Genomic DNA, 26,049 nt, shown 5'->3' on the forward strand with positions numbered 1-26,049 from the left:
ACCGCAACGCGTCTACTATAATTTCCAATCCTCCCTCCTACCCTCTTGCGAATTTTTAATTAGTTGATACACTTGTTCTTCATTAGCCCAGGGAACCAGCGCCTATGGTGCACATCAAGCGCGTGGAACTTACGAACTTCAAATCCTTCGGTGGCACTACCTCTGTCCCTTTGTTACCGGGGTGTACTGTCATATCTGGGCCAAATGGTTCGGGTAAGTCTAATATCTTAGATGCACTGCTCTTTTGCCTGGGACTCTCCAGTTCTAAGGGAATGCGAGCCGATCGCTTGCCGGATTTGGTAAATAATACTCAAACGGGTAAAGGACGTGCTTCGATTGAGGCTAGCGTCACGGTGACATTTGATTTGTCCGATGAAATCTCACACAAAGACGCAAAGGCAGAAAGGGAGGAAGTAGGGGAAGTAGGGGGAGTAGGGGAAGCAGGGGAAGCAGGGGAAGTAGGGGAAGCAGGGGAAGAAAATCCAAAATCCAAAATTGTTCGACTGAGCGAAGCCGAAGTCCAAAATCAAAAATCGGCAGAGTGGAGTGTTACTAGAAGGCTACGAGTCACTCACCAAGGGACTTACACATCGAATTACTATATAAATGGTGTACCTTGCACATTGACAGAGTTACATGGAGAACTAAGTAATCTACGGGTTTATCCTGAAGGCTACAATGTGGTACTGCAAGGGGATGTCACCAGCATTATCTCGATGAATGGGCGGGAACGGCGGGAAATTATTGATGAATTAGCTGGGGTGGCAGCGTTTGATCGCAAAATTATCCAAGCCAAATCAACTTTAGATGAGGTGAAGGAAAAGGAAGATAGCTGTCGGATTATTGAAACGGAATTAACTGCACAGCGCGATCGCCTTTCCCAAGATCGGGCGAAAGCTGAGAAATATCAAAAACTCCGCACGGAATTTCTCGCTAAACAATCCTGGGAAGCTGTTTTATCATGGCGATCGCTACAAGCACAACAAGAAAAGTTAGTTCACGAAATTCAAACAGGTGATCGCAATTTTAGCGAACTCACTACCCAACTCACCAACCTAAATTCCCAAATTGTTCAAAAAACTGCTGAACTGGAACAACTCAATGCCCACGTGAAAGCATTGGGAGAAGAGGAACTTTTGGCGGTACAATCTACCCTTGCCACCCAAGAAGCAGAACGCAAGCAACTCCAGCGTCAGCTAACGGAATTAGAAACAGCTTCCCAAGAAACTGCTAAACGTCTGACTCAAACTCAACAAGATATTCAAAAACACCGTTATTCTTTAGAAGAAATTGCCGAAACACAGATTGTAGAAGGGCAATCTATTGTCTATTGTCAGCAGCAAAGAGATGAAGCACAGCAAGATTTAGAAACTTCTCGCCAAGCCGCAGCTGAAATCGCCTCGGCTTCAGAAGCGTGGGTGCAGCAACAAACGGCATTCAACCATCAAATTGAAGCTTTACTGCACACTCTAGAACCGCAACGCACCGAACAAGCACAACTCAGGGAACGCAATAATCAGTTACAGCAGCTTATCCAAGAGCAAACCCAGTTAATTGAACGCGACGAACCGCTATTAGCAGAAAAACAAACTCAGTGTAGTGGAGTTGAAACGGAATTTAACACCTCTAGCGAACCCATCCAAAATTTAGCCCAAAATCTCTCAGCTACAGAACAAGAACTGCAAATCCAACAGGAAACCCAAAAACGGTTACTTTCTGAACAACGAGAAAAACAACGCCAGTTGGATAAAATAGAGGCGCAAGCGCAAGCACAGCAAGAAGTCCAAGGAACCCAAGCTAGTAAAGTTATCTTACAATCAGGAATGCCTGGTGTTTGCGGCTTAGTTGTGCAGTTGGGACTGGTGGAACCCCGCCATCAGCTAGCCTTGGAAATGGCTGCTGGTGGACGCTTGGGACATATTGTGGTGGAAGATGACAGCATCGCCGCAGCGGGTATTGAACTGCTCAAACAGAAACGTGCAGGGAGGGCGACTTTTTTACCGCTGAATAAAATTCACGCTCCCAAATTTACCCAAGATGCAACGCTGCGTTTTGCTAGCGGTTTTGTTAACTATGCTGTTAACTTAGTCGATTGCGATCGCCGCTATAAAGATGTATTTAGCTATGTTTTCGGTAACACGGTAGTATTTGCCAACCTTGAGGCGGCGCGGAAAAATTTAGGACTGTATCGCATCGTCACCTTAGACGGGGAACTTCTGGAAACTAGCGGTGCAATGACTGGTGGTAGCAATACTCAGCGTTCGGCGTTGCGGTTTGGTACGGGTGAAGCAGCAGAATCTGATGAAGCGATCGCTTTAAAAACTCGCTTAGTGGACATTGAGCGAGTTTTAGAGCGTTGTACCGAAGCGATCGCAACTTTGTCAGCCAGAACCAAAAAACTCACCCAGGAACTCACCGAAGCGCGTCAAGCGCGGCGAGAACAGCAGTTGCAATTGGAGCAGTTGCAAAAAGACATTAAGAGTTTAACAACGCAGTTAGAGGGGACGCGATCGCAACTCGCCCAAAACAGTGAAAAGTTAGCCACTGCTCAATCCCGTCTGGAAATTTTAGAGCGGGAATTACCGGGACAAGAAAATGAGTTGCAACAATTGCGACACGCCTTAGCTGAATTGGAAGCATCCCAAACCCCCAGTGAATGGCAACAAATCCAGGCAACCATTAAAATCCAAGAGCAACAATTACAACAACGCGAAACAGCGTTACGAGAAGCTGAACAAAGATTAAAAAATTTAGAAAATCAGCAACAACGTTTGCAAGAAAAAATCCAAGAAGGGGAGGAGCGAATTAACCAATATCATCACGAACAAGAGGCGCAACAAAATCAACTAAATACCCTCAGCACTCAGCACTCAGCACTCAGCACTCTCATCACCCAAACCCGCGCCAACCTCAGCCTTATGGAGCAAAATTTGGGAGAAGAAAAACAAAAACGCGACGCCACAGAACAAGAAGTGCGATCGCATCTTTTACGCCAACAACAATTGGAATGGGAAATCCAAAAACTCCAAGAAACCCAAGAGAAGCGCCGGGAGGAACTAATTGCACTGCAAACTCAATTACGAGATGTGGGAGCAGAATTACCAAATCCCTTGCCGGAAGTTCCAGATAAGGTAGATTTAGAGGAATTGCAGAAAGAATTGCGATCGCTTACCAAACGCTTACAAGCAATGGAACCTGTAAACATGCTGGCGTTGGAAGAATACGAACGCACGCAAAACCGTCTCCAAGAACTCACGCAAAAATTAGAGACACTAGAAGGAGAACGCACCGAACTACTTTTACGGATTGAAAACTTTACCACATTGCGGCAACTTGCTTTTAAAGAAGCTTTCGATGCTGTCAACGAAAACTTTCAATCAATTTTTGCCATTCTTTCCGACGGCGACGGCTTCTTACAACTTGAAAATCCCGAAGATCCCTTTAGCAGTGGGCTAAATTTAGTCGCACATCCCAAAGGTAAACCAGTACAGCGCCTAGCTTCCATGTCTGGGGGAGAAAAATCACTTACAGCCTTGAGCTTTATCTTTGCCCTGCAACGCTACCGCCCATCGCCATTTTACGCCTTTGACGAAGTAGATATGTTCCTAGATGGGGCAAACGTAGAGCGATTAGCTAAAATGATTAAACAACAGTCACAACAAGCGCAATTTATAGTTGTGAGTTTGCGTCGTCCGATGATAGAATCAGCCGAACGCACAATTGGCGTTACTCAAGCACGAGGAGCTTACACTCAAGTTTTGGGGATTAAGTTACAATCATCCAATACATCAGCTTGAGTTTTTGTTAATAATAGTGTATAGATAAACCACGTAATGTGTGACTTTCTCTCAAACCTAACCCCCAACCCCTTCTCTACCTGGAAAAGAGAGCAAAAATCAAAGCCTCTCGTTCACTGGGATAGAGGAATGGAAGTGGGGTTACAAGAATAAGTTGCACATCGCGTTAAACCGGATTCGAGATCAGGACTCGGTATAGAATGACCTCCGAACAGATAATTAGGCGTTCCGACATATTAAATACCCAGGTGATTACCCGCGACAACGGCAAGCGGCTAGGCATCATCAGTCAAGTCTGGGTTGATATCGATCAAAGAGAGGTTGTGGCTCTTGGTTTGCGAGACAGCCTGATCTCCATTTCGGGCATACCGCGCTATATGTACCTCAACAACATCAGCCAGATTGGTGATGTCATCCTGGTTGATAACGAAGATGTCATTGAAGATATCGAAGTTGAATCTCTCAGTAATTTGATTAACTGGGAAGTAATTACAGAAACAGGTGAAGTCTTAGGCAAAGTTCGGGGCTTCAAGTTCAACGCCGAAAGCGGGAAGCTTGAATCTATAGTCATTGCTTCTTTAGGATTGCCCCAAATTCCCGATCAATTTGTGAGTACTTACGAGTTCTCAGTAGATGAAATTGTCAGCACTGGCCCCAATCGGTTGATTGTGTTCGAGGGAGCCGAAGAACGAGTAAACCAGTTGACAGTTGGTTTACTAGAGCGTCTGGGTATCGGCAAAGCGCCGTGGGAGCGAGATATAGAAGAAGAATACGGCTATACTCCACCGCGCCAAGTTGCACCAGGTAATCAACTGCCTAGTGGAGTGCCATTGCAGCCACCCAGGCAAAAAGTTCGCGCCCCCGAACCCGTAGCGCAAGAAGAAGAATGGAATGAAGACTATGTAGAAGAGGAAAGGCCACAGCGTCAGGTAATGAGGGCGCGGCAGTATGAATCTATTCAATACGAAGAAGATGAGGAAGAAGATAACTGGAGCGAGGCAACAGGCAACGACAGGTATCAACAACCGCAGCCGCTAAAATATGAAGCCCAGCCCTATAGCAAGCCTTATGTTGACGAATACGATGATTATGACGACGTAGAGGGCGATGCTTGGGAAGATGGGCCGAAGCCTGTGAATATTCCTAAGAAAGTTAAGGAAAGACAGCCAGAATACGAAGAAGAAGGCGGATATTAAGTAATTCGTAATTCGTAATTTGTAATTTTCGGCTTAAATTACAAATTATTTCTCAGATAAATTCAGCCTTTTCCTTGCAAGCAAGGAAAAGGCTAATTTTTTTAGGATAAGTGAGGGAGTGGAGAATCGTAAAATTTTCTTTTTTGTCCTACCAATACTAGGTTAACCGTTTCAACAGTTTGTCTAATGCTTTAGCTTTCCTGTTGCTTTGGAGCGTTTTCTTCCTGCATCTGCCAAAAGGAGACGGATTTCGCTGTTGCTCTTGACGTATCACCACTGAGGATTTGCCATAATTAATGCCGCCGCCTGAGAGCTATCTAATGGATGGGAGAAAAAATATCCCTGCCCATATTCACAGTTCAATTTTTTCAACATTGCTAGTTGCTCTACTGTCTCCACCCCTTCGGCGGTCACATCCACACCTAATTTGTGTGCCAATGTAATAATTGTCTGAACAATATCTAAATTTCCATGATCAATAATGTCCCCACTAACAAAGGAGCGGTCTATCTTCAACTGATTAATTGGAAAGTGGTGGAGACGACCTAATGAGGAATAGCCCGTACCGAAGTCGTCAATTGCCAACTTAATTCCTAAATTTCTCAGTTCCTTTAGCCTGATGATGGCTTTATCATGGTTTTCCATAATTACGCCTTCTGTAATCTCCAGCGTCAAATTCGGTGCGGCGAGTCCAGTGTCTTGTAGAACTTTATTGATGTGCGACACCAAGTTTTCTTCACTGAACCTAGTAGTACAAAGATTGACACTAATGGTCAAGGGACACTCAGCCAGATCCCCACAGCTAGAGGAGAATTGCTCTTGCCACTGCTGTATCTGACTACATGCCTCAGGCAAGAGCCACTGCTCAATAAGGATAATTAGCCCGGTTTCTTGGGCAGTTGACATGAAATACTCTGGCAAAACAATGCCGTGTTTTGGATGTAGCCAGCGCAAAAGCGCTTCAAAACCAGTTATCTTGCCGCGACTGAGTGACACTATCGGTTGATAATAAACCCGAAACTCTTGAAGCTCAATGGCTCGGCGCAGCTCGTTAAGCAACTGCAAGTGTGCCATTGCTTGAATATGCATGTCAGTGTTAAAAATCTCATAGCACGCCCTACCTTGTGCCTTAGCTCGGTACATTGCAATATCGGCGTCACGCAAGTAATCTTCTGGTTGTTCACAACCTGTTATGCTTAAAGCAATGCCAATACTCGCTGTAGTAGACACTTCGTGCCCGTCTAAAACCTCAGGAAGTGCCAAATTCTTTTGTATTCGCTCAACAACCGTTACCACTTCTAATACATCTTTAATTCCCACCAGCAAGATAATAAACTCGTCTCCTCCCAGTCGTGCAGCCATATCTATAGAGCGCAAGGATTCTTGAAGCCTTTGAGCAACCGTAAGCAGTAATTGATCTCCAAGTGTGTGTCCCAGGCTGTCATTGATCACCTTAAAGCGATCTAGGTCTAGAAACAAGACAGCAAATAGATAATCTGAATGCCGTTGGGAATAATTGACCGCATCTTCTAAGCGGTTCATAAATAAAGCGCGGTTTGGGAGTCCCGTCAGTACATCGTGAAACGCAAGGTGCAGCAGCTGTGACTCGGCTTGTTTACGCTCTGTAATTTCATCCTGCAATTGCTGATTTGCTTTTGCCATTTCCACTGTGCGTTTTGCCACTCGTTCTTGTGCTTGTTTAGCTTCGGTGATATTACGCAGCAACCAACGCCAGCCTAGCAACTTTTCTTGTGAGTCATACACTGGAGATACCCTGACACTAGCAGGAAAGGATGTACTTAATTGTGGCTTTAGGTCAATTATGCAGTCTTGTATCTGCTGTGAATTATTTATCAAAGAGTTAAATATCTGGCGGTGTTCTTGAGCAATAAACAGAATTAATGGTTTACCTACCAGATATTTTTGGCGCACAGAGAACATAGTTGCTGCTGCATAATTAACCTCTAGGATCTTCCCTACAGTATTAGTTACCAAGTAACCATCTGGTGCAAAATCGAATAATTCTTGGTAACGCTGGCGTTCTCTTTCTGCTCTTGCTCTTGTTATTTCTAACTCCTCAGAAGCAGCCAATAGTTCTTCCAATACCATTTGGAGTTCATCAAAAGCTGCTATTATTAGCTCTTGTTGTGAGTTTGGTTGAGTTGCAGTGCGCTGCCATATTCCCCTTACCCGCGATCGCAATTCCTCTATCTGCTGGCTAAAATTATTTACATCCATGTTGCTAGAGCTGCATAACTATGAAGCGTGGGTGTAAGTAGTAGTCAAATCTATATATTAGTATCAATAAATATTAAAAAATTGCCATCTACAGCAGAATATACTTATAGTAATAATACTAATTCTTTATGTATACATTATTTTAACCTGAACGCCACAACAGTTTGTAACTAATTAGTGAACTATTCAGAAACTCGCCAAAAACTGCTAGCGTCAAACAATATTAATATTGTTGTGGATCTTCAAGCTTGAAAACCCGTTCTAATTACTGGCAATTACTGCCTTATATCCGACTCCAGTGGCAAACCATCACTAAGGGACTTATTGGTATATCGGGATATGTACTAGCGACATTAGTGTTAATTAATCTCGCCGGTAAATTGGCAACTCCTTTTGCCCAAGGTAATGTAGTCGCGATCGCTCAAATAACTGGCAGTTGTGCCTTAGTATTTCTTGTGAGAGGACTGTTTCAGTCTATACAAGATATGTATATGGCAAAAGCTGCTTTGAGAGTTGCTTTTCATCTCCGCCAGCAAGTCTACGCACATCTTCAAAAGCTCAATCTCAGCTATTTTGAAACGGCAAAAGCAGGTGATTTATCTTACCGCCTCACCGAAGATGTTGACCGCGTTGGCGAAGTCGTAAATAAAGTATTTCACGACTTTATCCCCTGTATTTTGCAGTTGCTAGCAATTCCGATTTACATGATTTACCTGAATTGGCAACTGACATTAGCAACAGTGATAGTTGCACCGCTAATGGGTATTTTAGTTGGCTGGTTTGGTGAACAGTTGGGCAAGTATTCCTTAAAAAGTCAAAATCGCGTGTCGGGTTTATCAGCTATCCTCGCGGAAGTTTTCAACGGTATTCGTTTAGTACAGGCTTTTGCTGCCGAAAATTACGAAATTGCCCGCTTTGGCCATGAAGCAGAACGCAGTCTCAAAGCAAAATACTCAGCCGAACGTCTGAAAGCGATTCAGATTCCCATTATCGGATTTTTGGAAGCCTTAAGTGCCTTATTGTTACTGATTGTGGGAGCGTGGCAAATTTCCCAAGGTCACTTGACAGTGGCGAATTTTTTCAGTTATTTGGCGGCAGCGGCGCTATTAATCGATCCCATTGGTCACACTACTAATAATTACAACGAATTTAAGCAGGGTGAAGCATCTGTTGACCGCGTTTTTGAATTGATGGCGATTCAGCCGACGGTAATCGAAAAGACAAATGCGATCGCTCTTTCTCCAGTCAATGGCAAAGTAGAATATCGTCATATTTCCTTCGCCTATAAACCAGGTGAACCTGTCTTAAAAGATATCAGTTTATTGGTATCGCCAGGTGAAGCGATCGCACTTGTGGGTGCTTCTGGTGCTGGTAAAACCACATTTGTGAATCTTTTACCCCGTTTTTACGATCCTGAAATTGGTCAAATCTTCATTGACGGGGTTGATATTCGGGATGTGAAGTTGCATAGTCTGCGGCGACAAATTGGGATTGTTCCTCAAGAAACCATCATGTTTTCAGGGACAATTGCCCAAAATATCGCCTTTGGACAAAATGTTTTTGACATAAAAGCGGTTAAAGAGGCGGCAAAAATTGCTAATGCCCATCAGTTTATTAGCCAACTGCCAGAAGGTTATAAGACTTGGGTAGGCGAACGTGGGGTAAACTTATCAGGTGGACAAAGACAAAGAATTGCGATCGCTCGTGCTGTTCTGCTCAATCCGCAAATCTTGATTCTTGATGAAGCGACATCAGCATTAGATTCCGAATCAGAAGCACTGGTACAGGAAGCGCTGGAAAGATTGATGGAAAAACGGACAGTATTTATTATTGCCCATCGTTTATCGACAGTTAAGAGGTGCGATCGTATTTTAGTTCTCGAACAAGGACAAATTGTCGAATCGGGAACCCATGAAGAATTATTAGCTCTAGAGCGTCGCTATGCGCGGTTTTATGCCCAGCAGTTTAGTTAAAGGCAGGGGATGCAGGGGAGGCAAGGGGAGCAAGGGAAGAAGAACTATTGATTATTGTTCAATGCCCAATGCCCTAATGCCCCTTATTAATTATCTCCTAAACTGAATTGCCTTGATTAACTCATAAAACGGTTGCCAATTATCTTCCTGAGCAATTGATTCCCAAATAGATTCAATTACTGGTCTTAATAATACCGTTTTGGGATTATTAACAGCTAGAGTTTGAGCAATTACATTGGTGCGATCGCTATCAAAATCGTTCAGAATTTGATGGTATAGTATGCACCAATCATCAAATATCCCAGATGCACCCGGTACTGGCACAATATCTGAATTATTCATCACAAAACCTGGTTCATCTCGCCATTTCGATGAAAAAGTACAAGCCATCTCATAAAAGAATTGGTGATAACCAACTTGGCTATCTTTCAAAAATTCAATCGTTAGATTCAACAACTCCACTGTTTCTTGATGCGGCAAAGTCTCAAAACCTAACTTTTTCAACATCAAAGAACTGTATTCAGCTTCATAATACTCATCAAACCTAGCTAATCCAGCTTCCATTTCACCTTTATCAATAATCGCCTTTAAAGGTTCTTGGAGCATTTGTAAATTCAGATGACAAATACTTGGTTGATTCCCGTAACAGTAACGTCCATAATAATCAAAATATGCAGCTATAAAGGATGGGTTATAACTCGGAATAAATGCGTAAGGGCCATAGTCAAAACTCTCTCCAGTAATCGACATATTGTCAGTATTTAGGACTGCATGACAAAAGCCAGCCGCCATCCACTGCGCTACTAGTTCTGCAACCCGTTTAACTAATTCGGCGTAAAACAGGGCATATTTATCTTCTTCAGCATTTAAGTGTCGATAATACTGCTCAATTACGTGGTCTAACAGCTTCTTAGTCAAATCTGGACGCTGGAAATAGTGCAGTCGCTCAAAAGTGCCAAACCGAATATGAGAACTGCTCATTCTAATCATCACAGCTGAACGGGTAGGCGAAGGTTCATCGCCTCGCCAGAGTGGTAAACCTGTTTCAATCATGCTCAGACAGCGCGAAGTACGTACACCCAAGTAGTGCAGCGCTTCTGCAGCCAGAACTTCCCGCATCCCACCTTTGAGCGTGAGCATACCATCGCCACCACGGGAGTAGGGCGTTCTCCCAGAACCTTTAGTGCCAAAATCGTACAATTCGCCATCATTGGCGCGTACTTGCCCGTAGAGAAAGCCTCTACCATCACCCAACTGTCCGTTATATTCACCAAATTGATAGCCGTGGTAGCGTAGAGCCAACAAGGGTTTGCGTCCCTGAAATTGACCAAAGGCTTTGATGAAATCTTCGTCTTTGACTACTTGGGGGTCTAGACCGAAACGGGGTAATAGTTCATCGTTACGCCAACGTAGGAGGTGTTGGGGAAATTCAGCTGCTGCAACCTCATCGTAGTAGTCGCCACCTAGAGATTCTAAGGCAGTTTCGTAGTTGAGGGTGAGAAAAGGATTGCTAGAATTCTTGTCGTTTGGAGTTTCAGCCAGAGTCATTACGAGCAAAGCTAATTCATTCTTCCTTTAATACTACCTCTGGCTTCAGCATCATCAGCATAGACGCAAAAAGCAATCCATATCTAAAATATGGCAGCGCTGCTATCAAAATTGGGAGCGCTTCAGGAGGCAGAAGTAACCCACCTTGAAAAACGTGGAATTGAAGCAAGAACGAAGCATCCTACAGTGGGCGTCTCTTCTTCTCCCAAAAGGAGAGGCTGTGCGAACGCGGAGCATCTCGTAGAGAACGGAGAAGACTGCACTGACTCATTTGTATTTTATGACACTTTCTGATTAATGCAATTCTTCTTTTTAAATTAACTAATGACCCAAAACTAAAGTTTTCATTTATACAGCATTTTGCATCTAAATGAAGTATATTCTTTACCCCCCTTAATCCCCCCGATGTATTGGGGGGAAATTCCCAATCTAGTACAGCACGGCGTAAATAAACCACCCCTTCGGGTTCGGCAGTTCCTCATGGGGGGAACCCCCAAGACCGGACTGCCTCACCATTCCAAATCAATGAAACGCTTATGCTGTATACCTGTTTGACTTTTGACTTTTGACTTTTGACTTCCGCCTTGCGGCACTAGTTCCCTCCCCTTTCTAAGGCTACGGTGTACATACAAGTACTTTCATTCACAACACAAGTCTTTTCGTTCACGACACAAGTGCTTTCGTTCATAACACAAGTCGTTCCGTTCACAACACAAGTACTTTCGTTCATAACCAAGTCTTTTCGTTCACAACACAAGTACTTTCGTTTATAACCAAGTCTTTTCGTTCACAACACAAGTCTTTTTTGAGCCTTTAAGGGAATGAAACAGCTTTGCTTTTCAAGAGGGGGTTGGGGGTCTTAAACCCCTTGATTCAGACGCGACGCTCGTTCCTCGCTAACGCTACGCTATCGCGGACTCGCTTGCCGCCGGCGCTATCCGCTTTTTCCTTCAAAATTCATTCTGAATTCTGGCTCCAGAAGGACTGAATTCTATTTTGATAAATTAATTTCTCAACAGGTGTAGTCGATAAATAAAATAAAAACCTTGATAAAAACTCTCAGCATTTTTTAAAAATCAGGTGTTTTCCAATGAGGATTTGTCAGACTTGTCAAAATATGATCTTCCCATTGCCCATTAATTAACAAATAGTCTCTAGCATATCCTTCAACGACAAAACCGAGTCTTTTGAGTACATTACCACTGCGCCGATTGTGAGGTATATAATTAGCCATAATTCGGTGAAAATTTAACTCTTCAAATAGATATTGAGTTGCAGATTTTAACCCCTCTGTCATATAGCCTTTACCTTGTTTATTTTCAGCAAGGCTATATCCCACATAGCAAAAATGAGCTACTCCTCGGACAAAATTACTAAAATTGACTGTTCCAATAACTACAGTGGGATTTTTTTTGGTAAAAATAAATAGTTTTAATGATTGACCATTGATAAATTCCAGAAAACTATTCTCTATTTGATATTGCCAATATTCTTCAGTGAAAAAACCATCAGCCCAAAGAGGGTAGAATGGAGTGAGATAAGTTTTGTTATCAATGAAGTATTTGAGAATTTGGGGTATATCTTCATGGATCGCTGCTCGTAATAATAGGCGATCGCTTGCAATTATTGGCAGTTCTGATATCATAAATTGCTTAATCGGCGGGATCTCTTCCCAAAACATTCTCTAAATTTTATAAATTCTCTCATAACCTGTGGTTTAGCAGCTAGGGGGAATAGAATTCCCATGCCAGTTACATAATTGCTAATGTCTAATACAACTCTTGGAGAGCTACACTTCGACAAAGCTCTCTTACCACACCAACGGCAAAGCTCAGTACAAGTGCCTAATGCCCAATGCAATACTTCTCAGTTAGGCATTTTTAATTTAGAATCGGGTTTTGGGAAAAGGTTACTGGGTTTGGGTTAAAGGTTTTTTCTTTTCCTTTTCCGCTGAACCAAGAAGTATTGAATGCCCAATGCCCTTTACAACAGATAGGGTGAGTATTTTTGCTCTTAATCTGCCATTCAACCAAAATCTTGATAAGCTGATGTCTAATATCTAGAGCGGAAGGATTGAGAGCCAATGGATGATAAAGCACAGTGCGCGGCATAACTTCGATAAAATTGCTTTGCCTAAACGCTGTACCGCAGCAGATTCAAGCAAAAGACAGCTCTTGATTAACCCAGTCTACAAGAAGGATAGTGATGTGGTGGGAATACGCTACGATTGGCAGGAATTAGAGATTCGGGCGATATACAATACGCCATTGCTAGAGCTTATTTATCAAGCTGCTAGCGTGCATCGCCAATATCATGACCCAACAAAAATACAAGTTTGCAAGCTCATATCTATTAAAACGGGAGGTTGTCCAGAGGATTGTAGCTACTGCGCCCAATCTTCCCGTTATAAAACAGAGGTAAAGGCGCAAGCACTACTAGAAAAAGAAACAGTAGTTAACATCGCCCAAAAAGCTAAAGAAACTGGTGTTAGTCGCATTTGCATGGGTGCTGCTTGGCGCGAAGTGCGGGATAACTCACAATTTGAGGAAGTCCTGGAAATGGTCAAGGATGTGACTGCAATGGGTTTAGAAGTGTGCTGCACTCTGGGTATGTTGACGGCAAATCAGGCTAGGAAATTAGAAGAAGCAGGACTTTATGCCTACAACCATAACTTAGATACCTCGCAGGAATATTACAGCACAATTATTACCACAAGGACTTATGGCGATCGCTTGAACACAATTGAGAATGTCCGTCAGACAAATGTCACTGTCTGTTCCGGCGGTATCCTGGGCTTAGGCGAAACTGTCGATGACCGGGTTGGGATGTTACAAACTCTGGCAAACTTACATCCCCATCCAGAGTCCGTGCCAATTAATATTCTCTCCCAAGTACCGGGCACACCCTTAGAAAATCAGCCTGATGTCCCCATTTGGGATATTGTGCGGATGATTGCCACAGCCAGAATTTTAATGCCAGCTTCCGATGTGCGTCTTAGTGCCGGCAGGGCGAGACTTTCTCAAGTTGAGCAAGCTTTCTGCTTTATGGCAGGAGCTAATTCTATCTTTTCCAGCGATGATAACAAGATGTTGACGGTGACAACTCCTTGTCCAGATTATGATACTGACCGAGAAATGCTGAATTTACTTGGTTTGGGAATGCGTCCGCCTTCCCAAAGACAAGAGAAGGTAGCAAGTCCGGCTGTTGTCGGATAAATATCTGATTGTGGGATAGCTGAAAGGCTCATCCCACAATAAATAATTGGATATTTTTTTACTTGGAAGTCCCTAAGTACTGTATTTCATTAGTTCGTAGCGAATTAAATTTAGCAATACGTTGCAATGCCAATGCATCCCGATACATTGTTAATGCGTTCCCTTGCAATGCCAATACATCACGATACATTGTTAATGCGTCCCCCTGCAATGTCAATGCATGGGGATACATTGTTAATGCGTCTCCTTGCAATGCCAATGCATCCCGATACATTGTTAATGCGTTCCCCTGCATTAAATACGCTATGCTTTTACGCAAAACTGTACTAAGCAGGTGTCAATAAAATCAGCTGCTGCTGAAGAAGTGTTCTTACCCCATCCAATCCCAGTTGTACACTTGCTAAAATATCTGCCACTTTTGAATTAGCATCACATCTTTGCATAAACTCAAACTCTGCTACAGATAAGTTAACAATCTGGTAATCGTAATTAAAGAAACATTGACTGGGAAATCCCTCAATACAAGGATTAAGTTCGGGAATCGCTGCCAGTAGGGCGTTATCGTCTGACCAGTCAGTTTTGATTAAGGGAGGACGACCGAGGAAAAACTCGTAATGAGTAACTTCTGGGTCTAATAATTCTATCAGGCGATAAAGCTGGCGATCGCTCAGTTCTTTTGCCCTTTCTACTAACTCTGGTGCTTTGCCTAAAAGTCTCTCTAAATCCCAAAAACTCGGATTCGAGAAACCAATAAATTCCAATCCCGAAGCATCTATTAATTCAAACAGCGTCTCAATATTGTAGTCAATCTCCTGGGGATGAACGTACATATCAGCAAAGTATTCATCCTTGTTGTTTTCTAGTGACCAACGTTGTTTATCATATTTGACAATTCGGTTATTTTCTGGTAAAGAAGCGAATATTTGTCGCCCGACTTGGACACCATCGCGGTAGTCGCCTTTTTTGTCACCTTGAATAAGTGCGATCGCTTTTTGCATGAGTTGAATTTCCCAGCGTCCCAACTCCCCGTACACAAAAATGTGCATCAAGCCGCCTGGGGCTAACTTCTTCGCCAAAGCTTGAATACCACGAATCGGATCGGAGGTATGATGCAAAACGCCAACACAGTTAATTAAATCAAACTCACCCGGTAACTGTTCCGCGTCAAACAAACTGAGGTGATGAAATTCAACGCGGTTAGCCCCTGAACGCTGACAACGTTCTTTAGCTACAGCTAAAGCGCCTGTACTGAGGTCAATTCCCACAACAGAAGCTTGAGGATTGAGGTGAACTAGATACTCTGTACCCACACCAGTACCGCAACCTGCATCTAAAATCCGAATATCTTGCCTTTGGGGTTTTTGACCCGTGCAGAAGTTATGGGCAGCTAGCCAATTCCAGCGCCAGTTGTAACCTGGAGGTGGTTCATCCAACAGGGCTTCCGGCGGAAAGGGGTATGTATTGTAGAGTTTGGCAACAGCAGCACTAACAGTTTGAGAATCTGACATGATAACTAAATCTTGGGGGAATTCTGAGTTTATCGAATATTTGTTGTTCGCAGCCAAAAAGTTTTACCCTCCGTTTTCAGGAAGTTGAGTTAAACTGGTTTGTTGTATAAATTTTACATTTTGCATTAACAAATGGTTGCTCATCAAATGTCATCACTAATGAATAAACCAGTTCATAAAATTCTCTTTGGAAGTCCTGGAACTGGCAAAAGCCACAGAATAGTTTCCGAGATTATCCCTAATTATTTAGGTATAGATGAATACACTAATCCTGAAAATATTATCAAAACAGTTTTTCACCCAGAATATACCTATGGGGATTTTATGGGCAAATTAATACCCATTACGATGAGATCGGGGAAAGTAGAGTACAACTACTATGAAGGACATTTCTTAAAAGCACTCTCTCAAGCTTATAAGAATATTAAGGAAGCCTATGATAAAGAAGGTAAACAACTGAACCAACCGAAAAATGTTGCTCTTGTGATTGATGAAATAAATAGAGGTAACTCCTCAGCTATATTTGGTACTGTTTTTCAGCTTTTAGATAGAGATGAAGATGGTTGGTCAAGTTACGGTATTAATCTCACTGCTATTGAATTTTTAAAGCTATTAGAATTAATAGGAACTAAATTTAGTTATGATGACAGAGGAAATATTAATGAGTATAAATTGCAACCTTACGAAGGAGTTACTAGGCTAGAAACATTACAAAAGAAAATTGAATTTTTAAGATTTGATTTGGTAAATAGAATTATCAAAATTCCTCCTAATCTTTCTATCCTTGCTACTATGAACACTTCTGATAATTCCATTTACTTCATGGACAGTGCATTCAAACGTCGTTGGGACTGGGAATTTGTAAACTGGGATGAGACTAAGCCTAATACGGCGACGTATGGAAAAGGAGGAATCTTAGACGAAAATGAATGGAAAAAGCTTATTAAAAACCTTAATAACTTTATCAAAAGCCATCATACTTCGATTCGAGGAATTGAAGACAAGCAAATCGGGTATTATTTTATCAAACAGCCTGTAACTGCTGAACAAATACAGAATAAATTAATGTTTTTTTTGTGGGACAGTGTGTTTAATCGTGATAAAAAGCCACTGGTTGATCTTCTCAAGGTAACAAAAGATAATCTAGTGACTTTTGGAGACTTCACTAAACTACATAATACTTTCATCAAAAACATAATGAGCCTTCCTGATTGACTTTACTATTACAATTTAAATTTGAAAAACTAGCCTCATGTTGAACTAGCCATGTTTGACTTTTCCAGTCTTAATATAGTCAAAAATACCAACGATTTTTTTGTTGGTATTCGTAAGTCTAAATTGGGAGATAATTTCGAGTTTTGTCTGCCAAATGGCTTTGATAATTTCCCAGAGGGTGACTTCGATGCAGTACGTAATTTATTTTTCAAAATGTATCGCACCTTTCGCAAATTTGAGCGTGATAATTTAGACAACACAAGATTCAACATCAATAAACCTGATTGTCAACAGGAGCAGGATCAAACGACTCTTTCATCTGGTGGAGTCAAGATGCAAACAGAGGAAGGAGATGTTTGTGTACTCTACAGTAAGATTAAAATGATTGAGCGAGTTATGGAAGCCTATGATGAACTTGCGATAAACTCAATTCAAAAGAAAGTTAAACGTAGTGAAGACATCGAATATTCTCAGATTCACAAGTATTTAGATCGTGCTATTTATCTTAAAGACAATTCAAATAATGATGTGATCTATGTTGATGCAATGGATCTGCCACTTTCGACAGTACGCTATGAAAGTACTGATCTTGTAAATCTGTATTGCTATATTCTAGATGAGATTATAGAGCAATTAAATAGTGATGTGCCAGATAACATTAAAGCACGTACTCAAGATATACACTTTCTTGCACAACGTTTTAAGGAAGATTATTTAACTAGCAACCAATCCATTTTTGGTGAAGATACCTTTGAAGAAACTATTAGTATTCTAAAAGAAGCGCTAGATAAGATAGATAAAAATACTTACTACAAGGATGCTGACTATTGGGGACTTTACGAAGCTATTGAAACATTCCTCTACGGTGAGCTAAATTCTGAGCAAGGTGATGGTGAATTCTGGGGAGTGCATGGTTTTTCCCTAATTTGGGAAGATATGTGCAACACATATTTTTTTAAAAAACACCGCAAAAAAATTTGCTATGCAGATACGGACATAACTCTGAAAGGATATGACAACTCAGAAAGAGAAGAAGAAGAAAAAAATCGAGTCGGAAATCGCAAAGCCAATAGTGGAAATGTATATGGTAATCAATGGGTTTACTCCAAAACCTCAAACATACCCAGAAATTTAAGTAGGGTTACAGAAAAACTTGAATGGGATGAACTACTTTGCATTGAATTTGATTTAAATGAGCGAACATTTGTTTACTCCCACTTTAGATATAATCAGCTTGAAAGACGAGATAGAAATTCAGCTTTACGTCGTTTTCTCCGCCCTGATTTAATTTTAGAAACTGATAATACAATAGGAGATAAGAATTTGAATGAAGCTACGTCTATCAAAATAATTGATTACAAAGATGTACCACTAGAATTTTACAAAAATAAAGAACTCCATCCAAAGTCAGCCAAAAAGTATAAAGACGATCTAGTTAAGCAACTTACATATGAATATGCTCTACAGCAAACACATAATATTTCTGCAAATGTATTTTTTATTCCTTATTACTATGATGTAGAATCATCTACTACATTGGGTGAATTGGAAGAAAATATAAACCTCAAAGGTATAAAAATATTTAAGGCAAACTTCTTTTTAATACAAAATAGTTATTTGGAAAATAATCAATGAGTTTTGAATTAAATATAATTGGAACTTGTTCAGAAAATACAGATTTTAAAAGTGTTTATATTCCCTTTATATCATTTGCTAATAAAGAGCAAAAAATAGCTATAGAAGATTACATATCTCAGCAAGTAGATGATCTTTTCAAAAAAATATGTCCTAGTGTGAATAAAACTCAATTATGTTATTCACAAATCATTACAGAAAAAGATTTCAAAAAAATTGAAATAAGTTATTTTTATAAAAACTTTTTCGATGATTTAGAACGTGACTCTAATGGTAAATTAAATTTAAAAATTAAATGGAGCATCAGTTTTGATGAAAAATGCACCCCAATTAAGCTAGCATATCTTTCTCCAGATTACCGTGGTCATGAACTTAAACCAAAATCACTCTCTTATAATGATGCGAAAGGTCGCTTGCATCGCAAATACGGTACTATAGAAATTAATGGATTTCCAATATTTTACTATATTTACTTTACACTTCAAGAAATATTAGATGTAATTAAATAAATACACACATAGTCTAATTTAGTCTTGAGACAAATTAAGATATAGTCCAATCTTCTAAATGCAAATTAGTAACTTTCTCAAAATCCTTGCGGTTGCAGGTTACTAAAATGCCATTCACTGACAGGGTAATTGCCGCAATGCGTAAATCTTGAGTGCCAATGCGGATTCTTTGAAAAATCAAGTCTTCGTAACAATTAATAGCATACTCGTCAAATCCTAGTGCTCACATATTTTTGAAAAACTCTGAAGTAGCCTGTAAGTTTGCGTAAGCTAATAGCAATGCATCAGATGAGGAAGCCTTTCTGATTACATTAAACCTCCCACACAGTTGTTCTTCAACTGTAATTATTGTTATGGCAATATTTTCAGGATTGACTGCATTGATATGCTGCGTGATAACTGGATGCCTCTGTTGAAAAAGTGAGACGTGATCCGTATCAAGTATCTATAAAGTCACTTAGTTTCATCCTCTGCATCAAGTTGCCGATAATATTCCTCCATTTGTGCGTCAAGTTCACGACGATCAGCTTCTATATATGCCAGCATCTCGTCAAATTGCGGATCATCCTTGAACATACCCGCAAATTTTATCCAAGGATGTTCGGTTTGGGGACGTTCAATTTCCAAAGTCACTATTTCTGGTTTTCGCTCTTGTAAAAGTTGAATTAGTTTCTCTATTGCTTCTTCTTTAGTCACACCAGAGCCTTTAAAATCTGGCAAGCCTAGTACTGTTGCACTAACTTCCCCATCTTGTTGATTTTCAATCAGCACATCATAAGTTAACTTGGGTGCAAAATTGTTAGGATAAGTTTTTACAGTTAAATTCATAATATTTTTAACCTGAAAGTTTTATATTGATTATAACTGCTGATCTACTTACTACTAACCTTTAGTTCGTAGTGTTAGCGTAGCGTCTCGTAGATAGGTTGAAGCTCTCAAATTAGCACGTTTTGTGCTGGCTACAAACCTTTAATTATTTACACTAGCTTACTTATTTATGGTTTGACTTTTATCATGTTGTCTTTTGCGATCGCTCCAATGATTTACAACCAATCAGAGTTTAATTTACGCTGTGAGTGGGGGCCACAAGGAGTTGCTCAACTTGCTCCCATCAGTGATGTAATTGTAATAGTTGACGTTCTCTCTTTTTCTACCTGCGTAGAAATTTCCACCAACAACGACGCAATAATTTTTCCCTACGCAATGAGAGATGAATCTGTCATAGATTATGCCAAATCAGTACAAGCAGAGTTAGCAAGTCATAGACAACGTTGGACTACAACTGGATATTCCCTCTCGCCAAAATCGGTGACTCAGATTCCTGCTGGAACTAGACTAGTTTTACCCTCACCTAATGGTTCTTTTCTGACTTTACATACAGGGAATACACCAACTTTGGCTGGTTGCTTGCGAAATTGCCAAGCTGTGGCGCAGTTTGCTCAAAAGTATGGTGATAAAATCGCTGTGATTCCTGCCGGTGAGAGGTGGAAAGAAGATGGTAGCCTCCGCCCTGCATTTGAAGATTTGATTGGTGCAGGGGCAATTCTCAGTTATTTAAGTGGCAGTTTATCACCAGAAGCTGAAGTTGCTGTGACAACATTTCAGGCTTTTCAGCAAGACTTATTGGGGTACTTGAAAAAATGCAGTTCGGGTAAAGAGTTGATTGAAAAAGGTTTTGAGTCAGATGTTGAACTGTCAGCTGCTTACAACATTAGTGATTGCGTGCCTTTGTTTACTGATAATGCTTATATAAATTACAGGTTACAAAGTTAATTAAAATAATTAGTAATTCGTAATAAAAGACTATTAAATAAGTGGATTTAAATCTCGACTGAAAAAAAGCACCATGTATCAGTGTTTGCGTAGCGTCTCGTAGAGAAGAAGAATTAAACTCAAAAATTACGAATTAATTAAACGTCGCACTGATTGGTTTGACAATATTTTGCATTATCTATAAACTCTTGCAACTTATTTAAAGGAATCATCTGCAATGATGACCCACTTTGTACCTCAGCAGCGATGTAAGCAAACTTTTGCCCACGATAAAACTGGTCACGTCCAACTTTGGTGATATAGCGGGACTTCTGGAAGTCATTGGCAATATTAGAATTATAAATATTTTGTAACAGTTTCACTGCATTGGCATTTTTTATGGTGAATTTGAGGCGTTTATCACCACTAACAGTTATTCCTTCTTTAGTCACTGTCCCATTTTGAGAAGTGACATCAGCATAAAAGTATAAATTTCCCTTTGTACCCTCATAGCCGTGGGCTTCGCTGTTGTATCTCAGAGTTGGTAGTTGAGGTCTAGTCCTTGCCCACTTCACAACGGTGTTGATGTTTTGCTGTGGAAGGGCATTTGCAGGAGTAACAGCTAAAATAACTGCGATCGCAGATAGGGTAGCATTGAATAAGTAGTTAAATTTACAACTTTTGTGCATAGTATTTTCCCTGTATGTAAATACTGACTATTTGCAGATTAAACTACCACCACTTAAGAATTACTTCCCGTGCGGTGTCAATTGCAAATATGAGTTATTTAGTCGCAAAAACAACTTAACATCGACTAATAACCACTGCCCAGTGACTAAGTACAACATTTATTAATTCGTAGTAAATTCTCTGCGTATCTCTGCGCCCCTACCCTGCAAGAAGGCGAAGCGCCTATGCGTTTAAATAAAATAAATCAGTAGACAGTTCCCGACCTATTACTTAGTTACAAAACTTAGACTTAATCTCAGACAAATTGGAGTATGCACTTTTAAGACTGGAGACATTTAAGATACAGGTTGTACATACTTCTTAATAAATCCGCCTTGAGAACGCAAAACGTTCTAATCTAAAAGCTAACTGGGTTAATTTACTGGCAGTTTTGCAGGCAATACTCTCAAGCTCCTGTAGCATAAACACAGCAATGTGTCAAGCCTCAAAACAATCCAGATTTAACATATAAACGCTTATGATGGGAGTTTTACAAATCCGATGAGTGTTAAGGCGAGTGGTGGAACCTCGGTTGCGCGTCCGCAACTATATCAAACCCTACCTGTATCCACAATTACCCAAGCGGAGCAGCAAGACCGCTTCTTGGGAAATGGTGAACTAGATGAACTGGCAAGCTATTTTGCATCTGGTGCAAAGCGTCTAGAAATTTCTCAGACGCTGACGGACAATGCTGAGATTATTGTGTCTCGGGCTGCCAACCGGATTTTTGTTGGTGGTTCGCCAATGGCTTTTTTAGAAAAGCCCAGAGCGATAGAAATAGTACCTGTTAGTGCTGGTGCTAATGTTCAGCAAGGGATGCAACTGGGAACTGTAACCTACGTTGAAAGTCGTGGCGGGTTCCTAGAAAATTTACGATCAATATTTAACTCATCCCCCAGCGGCCCGACACCTCCAGGTTTCAGACCAATTAACATTGCTCGATATGGGCCAAGCAACATGGCCAAGAGCTTGCGGGATTTATCCTGGTTCTTGCGCTACGCTACTTATGCGATCATTGCTGGCGACCCCAACATCATAGCGGTGAATACAAGGGGTTTGCGGGAAATCATTGAAAATGCCTGCTCTGGTGAAGCAACGCTAGTAGCTTTGCAGGAAATTAAAGCTGGGGCACTTTCATTTTTCCGCAATGATGCTGAGGGTACAGAAATTGTGTCTCAGTACATGGATGTTTTGTTAACAGAATTCAAAGCAGCCACACCCTCAAATAAACTGCGCCAACGCCCTTCTAGTGACCAGCAAGGATTAGAATTGCCGCAAATTTACTTTAACGCGGCAGAACGGCGTCCCAAGTTTGTGATGAAAACTGGGTTATCAAGTAGTGAAAAAAATGAGGTAATCAAGGCCGCATATCGGCAAATCTTTGAGCGCGACATTACCCGTGCTTATAGCTTATCCATATCTGACCTAGAATCCAAGGTGAAGAATGGCGACATCTCTGTGAAAGAGTTTGTCCGTCGTTTAGCTAAATCTCCCCTTTACCAAAAACAGTTTTACCAGCCTTTTATTAACAGCCGAGTCATTGAGCTAGCTTTCCGTCACATTCTAGGACGGGGGCCAAGTAGCCGCGAAGAAGTACAAAAATACTTCTCGATTATTTCTAACGGTGGTCTACCAGCCTTAGTAGATGCCTTAGTAGATTCTGCTGAATACAGCGACTATTTTGGTGAAGAAACAGTACCTTACCTGCGGGGTCTGGGTCAAGAAGCACAAGAATGTCGCAACTGGGGGCCGCAGCAAGACCTGTTTAACTACAGTGCGCCTTTCCGCAAGATACCTCAGTTCATCACCACATTTGCGGCTTACGAGCAACCGCTACCAGATCAACATCCTTACGGTTCTGGTAACGACCCCTTGGAAATTCAGTTTGGGGCGATTTTCCCGAAAGAAACTCGCAACCCCAGTACCAGTCCGGCTCCTTTTAGTAAGGATACCAAACGCATCCTGATTCACCAAGGAGCAGGGATTAATAACCAAAATAGTAATCCCAGAGCGCGGGGTGAAGCTCCTGGTACCCTTGGCCCCAAGGTATTCAAATTAGATCAACTGCCTGGTACTAGAGGTAAAAAGGCTGCCAAAAATTCTAGCGTCAGATTCTCTGAAAGCTCCACGCAAGCAGTGATTAGAGCTGCTTACCTGCAAGTTTTCGGTCGCGATGTCTACGAAGGTCAGCGTCCGAAGGTATTAGAAATCAAGCTAGAAAACGGCGACATCTCAGTACGGGAATTTATCCGTGCTTTGGCTAAGTCGGATGTATTCCGCAACCTGTACTGGTCATCGCTGTATGTTTGTAAAGCGATCGAGTATATTCACCGCCGCTTGTTGGGTCGTCCAACTTATGGTCGTCAAGAAATCAACAAGTACTTTGATATCGCAGCAAAACAAGGCTTTTACGCGGTAGTTGATGCTATTATTAACAGCGTAGAATATAGCGAAGCCTTTGGTGAAGATACAATTCCTTTCGAACGGTATCTGACTCCTGGTGGTGTAGCAGGGCGACAATTACGCGTTGGTAGCATTCGTGATGATATTGCCGCGAAAATCCAGAAGGAAGTAACACCTAGCTTTGTGACACTGGGTACTGTAACAGAAAACCGATCAGAACCAGATATTCAGTTCCGCATTAACCAAGGTGTCAGCAAGCAACGGGAACAGACCAAAATCTTCAAATTGGTGGCGAATACTACTGACAAGGTTGCAGTAAAAACTTTGATCAGCGCTGCGTATCGTCAGATATTTGAGCGGGATATTGCACCCTACATCGCCAAAAACGAATTTACCAAATGGGAAAGCAAGTTGGGGAATGGCGAAATTAGTGTGAAGGAATTTATTGAAGGTTTGGGTTACTCTAATCTCTACCTGAAAGAGTTCTACACACCTTACCCCAACACTAAAGTGATTGAGTTGGGAACCAAACACTTCTTGGGACGTGCGCCACTAGACCAAGCCGAAATCCGCAAGTATAACCAGATTTTGGCTACTCAAGGTATTCGTGCCTTTATTGGTACTTTGGTAGATAGTGTGGAATATAACCAGGTGTTTGGCGAAGATACAGTGCCTTACCGTCGCTTCCCAACCCTCCCAGCGGCAAACTTCCCGAATACAGAGAAGCTGTACAACCAGCTGACCAAGCAAAACGATGAGGTAGTTGTACCAAGCTTTAAGCCAGTACAAGCCCGTGTCGGAGTTAGTAACGATACACCGCTTTCGATACAGGCGATCGCAGATATAGCAACGCAAACAAATGCTCAGCCATCTTTTGCTGAACTGGGTCGTTCCTACAACGATGCTAGCGGACAATCCGTGGAACAGGGTGTGCGTAAACATGCACGTATTTACCGTCTAACAGAAAACACCAACCAAAGCGAAAAACAACAGGCAATCAACGCCATTTATCGTCAAGTATTGGATGTATTTAGCGGTGAAGTGCCTGATAATTTCCGTAGCACTGACCTAGATAGCAAACTCCAAAATGGTGAAATTTCCGTGCGGGAGTTTGTGCGGAAACTAGCTAGTTCCCAAATCTATCGCCAGCGCTTCTTATCACCTTATCCTCATACCAAGGTCATTGAGTTCCTCTTCCGTCATCTGTTGGGGCGTACACCCGCAACTCAGGAAGAAATTGGCCAATATAACAAGCTGCTAGCCGATAGTGGTTTGTCAGCTGCTGTAGAAGCAATAGTCGAAAGTCCAGAATATAGCCGCTACTTCGGTGAAGATGTTGTGCCTTACAACCGCTTCCCATCTCTGCCAGCAGGTAACTACCTCGGTAGTGTCGCGGTTGATTAAGGAGTAGGGAGTAGGGAATAGGGAATAAAGTACAGATTATTTACTGTTCCCTATCCCCTGTAACCTGTCCCCTGTCGCCATCGTAACCTTTCGTAATACTGCTCTCAGATTGCAGTTAGAACGGTAAATTCTGAAAAGCAATATTACAAAGTATTAAGAGCAGTCATAAATGCTCAACAGAATGCCGGAAAATGTTTTGCGGAAGGTAACTGAGTTTGAAAGCTTGTGTACTTATGTTGACTCAAGCAAACTCGTAATTTATTAGCCGTAGCAGTTGTAAAACTGTTGTGTCTAAAAGAACGAGAAAACAAACTCAGTAAACCAAACTCAAAGTCGCACCAGTTTAATCAAATCCTGGTTTCATTAGTATTGGAGGAATCCATTAATGAGTATCGTCACGAAAGCTATCGTGAATGCTGATGCAGAAGCTCGCTACCTCAGCCCTGGTGAGTTAGATCGGATCAAGTCCTTTGTTACAAGTGGTGAGCGCCGGGTGCGGATTGCTCAAGTTTTATCAGAAAATCGTGAACGGCTCGTTAAGCAAGCTGGCGATCAACTGTTCCAAAAGCGTCCTGATGTTGTGTCTCCTGGTGGTAACGCTTACGGTCAAGAATTGACTGCTACTTGCCTGCGTGACCTAGATTATTACCTCCGCCTCGTTACCTACGGTATCGTTGCTGGTGATGTCACCCCCATCGAAGAAATTGGTGTTATTGGTGCCCGTGAACTGTACAAGTCCTTGGGAACTCCTATCGATGGTGTTGCTGAAGGTATCCGCGGGCTGAAGAATAGCTCTGCATCACTGCTCTCTGGTGATGACGCTAGTGAAGCTGGTGGCTACTTCGACTATCTAGTTGGCGCCCTTTTAGGATAGGTGAAGCTGTTTACCTACTGAAACAGAAGTATTGCAATACGGTTGGAAATAAG

19 protein-coding genes are annotated in these 26,049 nt (G+C 41.6%); 11 read left to right on the plus strand and 8 right to left on the minus strand.

Annotation, left to right across the window (positions count from 1 at the left end; translation table 11 throughout):
• Positions 1-104: 104 nt before the first annotated feature.
• Together smc and HWQ58_RS34825 are read left to right on the plus strand one after the other, a co-directional pair.
• Entirely contained in the window at positions 105-3,797 is a 3,693-nt protein-coding gene (gene smc / locus HWQ58_RS34820) for a chromosome segregation protein SMC (RefSeq protein ID WP_292872900.1), read from the plus strand.
• A gap of 200 nt (positions 3,798-3,997) precedes the next feature.
• Positions 3,998-4,993 carry a PRC-barrel domain-containing protein gene (locus HWQ58_RS34825; RefSeq protein WP_292872902.1) on the plus strand — a complete coding sequence of 332 codons (996 nt, stop codon included), beginning with the start codon at positions 3,998-4,000 and terminating at the stop codon, positions 4,991-4,993.
• A gap of 270 nt (positions 4,994-5,263) precedes the next feature.
• Here HWQ58_RS34825 and HWQ58_RS34830 read toward each other — a convergent pair whose 3' ends face one another.
• Positions 5,264-7,231, minus strand: coding sequence for an EAL domain-containing protein (locus HWQ58_RS34830; RefSeq protein ID WP_292872904.1), 1,968 nt, complete (start codon positions 7,229-7,231; stop codon positions 5,264-5,266).
• A gap of 248 nt (positions 7,232-7,479) precedes the next feature.
• On the opposite strand from HWQ58_RS34830, the gene HWQ58_RS34835 reads away from it, so the two are divergent.
• Positions 7,480-9,204, plus strand: a complete 1,725-nt coding sequence (locus tag HWQ58_RS34835; protein WP_292872906.1) for an ABC transporter ATP-binding protein — start codon at positions 7,480-7,482, stop codon at positions 9,202-9,204.
• Between the two features lie 90 nt (positions 9,205-9,294).
• On the opposite strand, the gene HWQ58_RS34840 is transcribed toward HWQ58_RS34835, so the two are convergent.
• Complete coding sequence (locus tag HWQ58_RS34840) at positions 9,295-10,752, minus strand: YdiU family protein (protein WP_292872908.1); 1,458 nt, start codon at positions 10,750-10,752, stop codon at positions 9,295-9,297.
• A gap of 1,069 nt (positions 10,753-11,821) precedes the next feature.
• Entirely contained in the window at positions 11,822-12,397 is a 576-nt protein-coding gene (locus HWQ58_RS34845) for a GNAT family N-acetyltransferase (protein ID WP_292872956.1), read from the minus strand.
• Positions 12,398-12,517: 120 nt separating this feature from the next.
• Between HWQ58_RS34845 and HWQ58_RS34850 the strand changes: the two genes are divergently transcribed.
• On the plus strand, positions 12,518-12,679 hold the full coding sequence (locus HWQ58_RS34850; protein WP_292872910.1) for a hypothetical protein: 162 nt from the start codon (positions 12,518-12,520) through the stop codon (positions 12,677-12,679).
• A gap of 280 nt (positions 12,680-12,959) precedes the next feature.
• A complete protein-coding gene (gene bioB / locus HWQ58_RS34855) occupies positions 12,960-13,967 on the plus strand; it encodes a biotin synthase BioB (RefSeq protein WP_292872958.1) in 1,008 nt (335 codons plus the stop codon).
• A 58-nt stretch (positions 13,968-14,025) separates the two neighbouring features.
• On the opposite strand, the gene HWQ58_RS34860 is transcribed toward bioB, so the two are convergent.
• Complete coding sequence (locus HWQ58_RS34860; RefSeq protein WP_292872912.1) at positions 14,026-14,262, minus strand: hypothetical protein; 237 nt, start codon at positions 14,260-14,262, stop codon at positions 14,026-14,028.
• A gap of 31 nt (positions 14,263-14,293) precedes the next feature.
• Positions 14,294-15,475 (minus strand): class I SAM-dependent methyltransferase, encoded by a 1,182-nt coding sequence (locus tag HWQ58_RS34865; RefSeq protein ID WP_292872960.1) that lies wholly within the window; start codon positions 15,473-15,475, stop codon positions 14,294-14,296.
• A gap of 159 nt (positions 15,476-15,634) precedes the next feature.
• Here HWQ58_RS34865 and HWQ58_RS34870 point away from each other — a divergent pair, with 159 nt between their 5' ends.
• Genes HWQ58_RS34870 through HWQ58_RS34880 form a run of 3 tightly spaced genes read left to right on the plus strand, consistent with a single transcriptional unit; the run spans position 15,635 to position 18,834 of the window.
• The gene (locus HWQ58_RS34870; protein WP_292872914.1) at positions 15,635-16,690 is read left to right on the plus strand and encodes a restriction endonuclease; all 1,056 of its coding nucleotides are present in this window, start codon (positions 15,635-15,637) and stop codon (positions 16,688-16,690) included.
• A 51-nt stretch (positions 16,691-16,741) separates the two neighbouring features.
• Entirely contained in the window at positions 16,742-18,325 is a 1,584-nt protein-coding gene (locus HWQ58_RS34875) for an LlaJI family restriction endonuclease (RefSeq protein WP_292872916.1), read from the plus strand.
• Positions 18,322-18,834 carry a hypothetical protein gene (locus HWQ58_RS34880; protein ID WP_292872918.1) on the plus strand — a complete coding sequence of 171 codons (513 nt, stop codon included), beginning with the start codon at positions 18,322-18,324 and terminating at the stop codon, positions 18,832-18,834. Before HWQ58_RS34875 ends, HWQ58_RS34880 begins: the two co-directional genes overlap by 4 nt.
• Before the next feature lie 34 nt (positions 18,835-18,868).
• Here the strand turns inward: HWQ58_RS34880 and HWQ58_RS38665 are convergent, their stop codons facing one another.
• Together HWQ58_RS38665 and HWQ58_RS34890 are read right to left on the minus strand one after the other, a co-directional pair.
• Entirely contained in the window at positions 18,869-19,015 is a 147-nt protein-coding gene (locus HWQ58_RS38665) for a hypothetical protein (RefSeq protein WP_366839181.1), read from the minus strand.
• Between the two features lie 272 nt (positions 19,016-19,287).
• A complete protein-coding gene (locus tag HWQ58_RS34890) occupies positions 19,288-19,662 on the minus strand; it encodes a hypothetical protein (protein WP_292872920.1) in 375 nt (124 codons plus the stop codon).
• Positions 19,663-19,836: 174 nt separating this feature from the next.
• Between HWQ58_RS34890 and HWQ58_RS34895 the strand changes: the two genes are divergently transcribed.
• Positions 19,837-20,607: a 2-phosphosulfolactate phosphatase gene (locus tag HWQ58_RS34895; RefSeq protein ID WP_292872922.1), complete on the plus strand. Its 771-nt coding sequence runs from the start codon at positions 19,837-19,839 to the stop codon at positions 20,605-20,607.
• Positions 20,608-20,744: 137 nt separating this feature from the next.
• Here the strand turns inward: HWQ58_RS34895 and HWQ58_RS34900 are convergent, their stop codons facing one another.
• Entirely contained in the window at positions 20,745-21,275 is a 531-nt protein-coding gene (locus HWQ58_RS34900) for a hypothetical protein (RefSeq protein WP_292872924.1), read from the minus strand.
• Between the two features lie 541 nt (positions 21,276-21,816).
• On the opposite strand from HWQ58_RS34900, the gene HWQ58_RS34905 reads away from it, so the two are divergent.
• Positions 21,817-25,122: a phycobilisome rod-core linker polypeptide gene (locus HWQ58_RS34905; RefSeq protein WP_292872926.1), complete on the plus strand. Its 3,306-nt coding sequence runs from the start codon at positions 21,817-21,819 to the stop codon at positions 25,120-25,122.
• Positions 25,123-25,507: 385 nt separating this feature from the next.
• Positions 25,508-25,996 carry an allophycocyanin subunit alpha gene (apcA, locus tag HWQ58_RS34910; protein WP_292872928.1) on the plus strand — a complete coding sequence of 163 codons (489 nt, stop codon included), beginning with the start codon at positions 25,508-25,510 and terminating at the stop codon, positions 25,994-25,996.
• Positions 25,997-26,049 lie beyond the last annotated feature (53 nt).

Source organism: Nostoc sp. LPT (assembly GCF_017115165.1).
In the GTDB taxonomy this organism is placed as follows: Bacteria; Cyanobacteriota; Cyanobacteriia; order Cyanobacteriales; family Nostocaceae; genus Nostoc.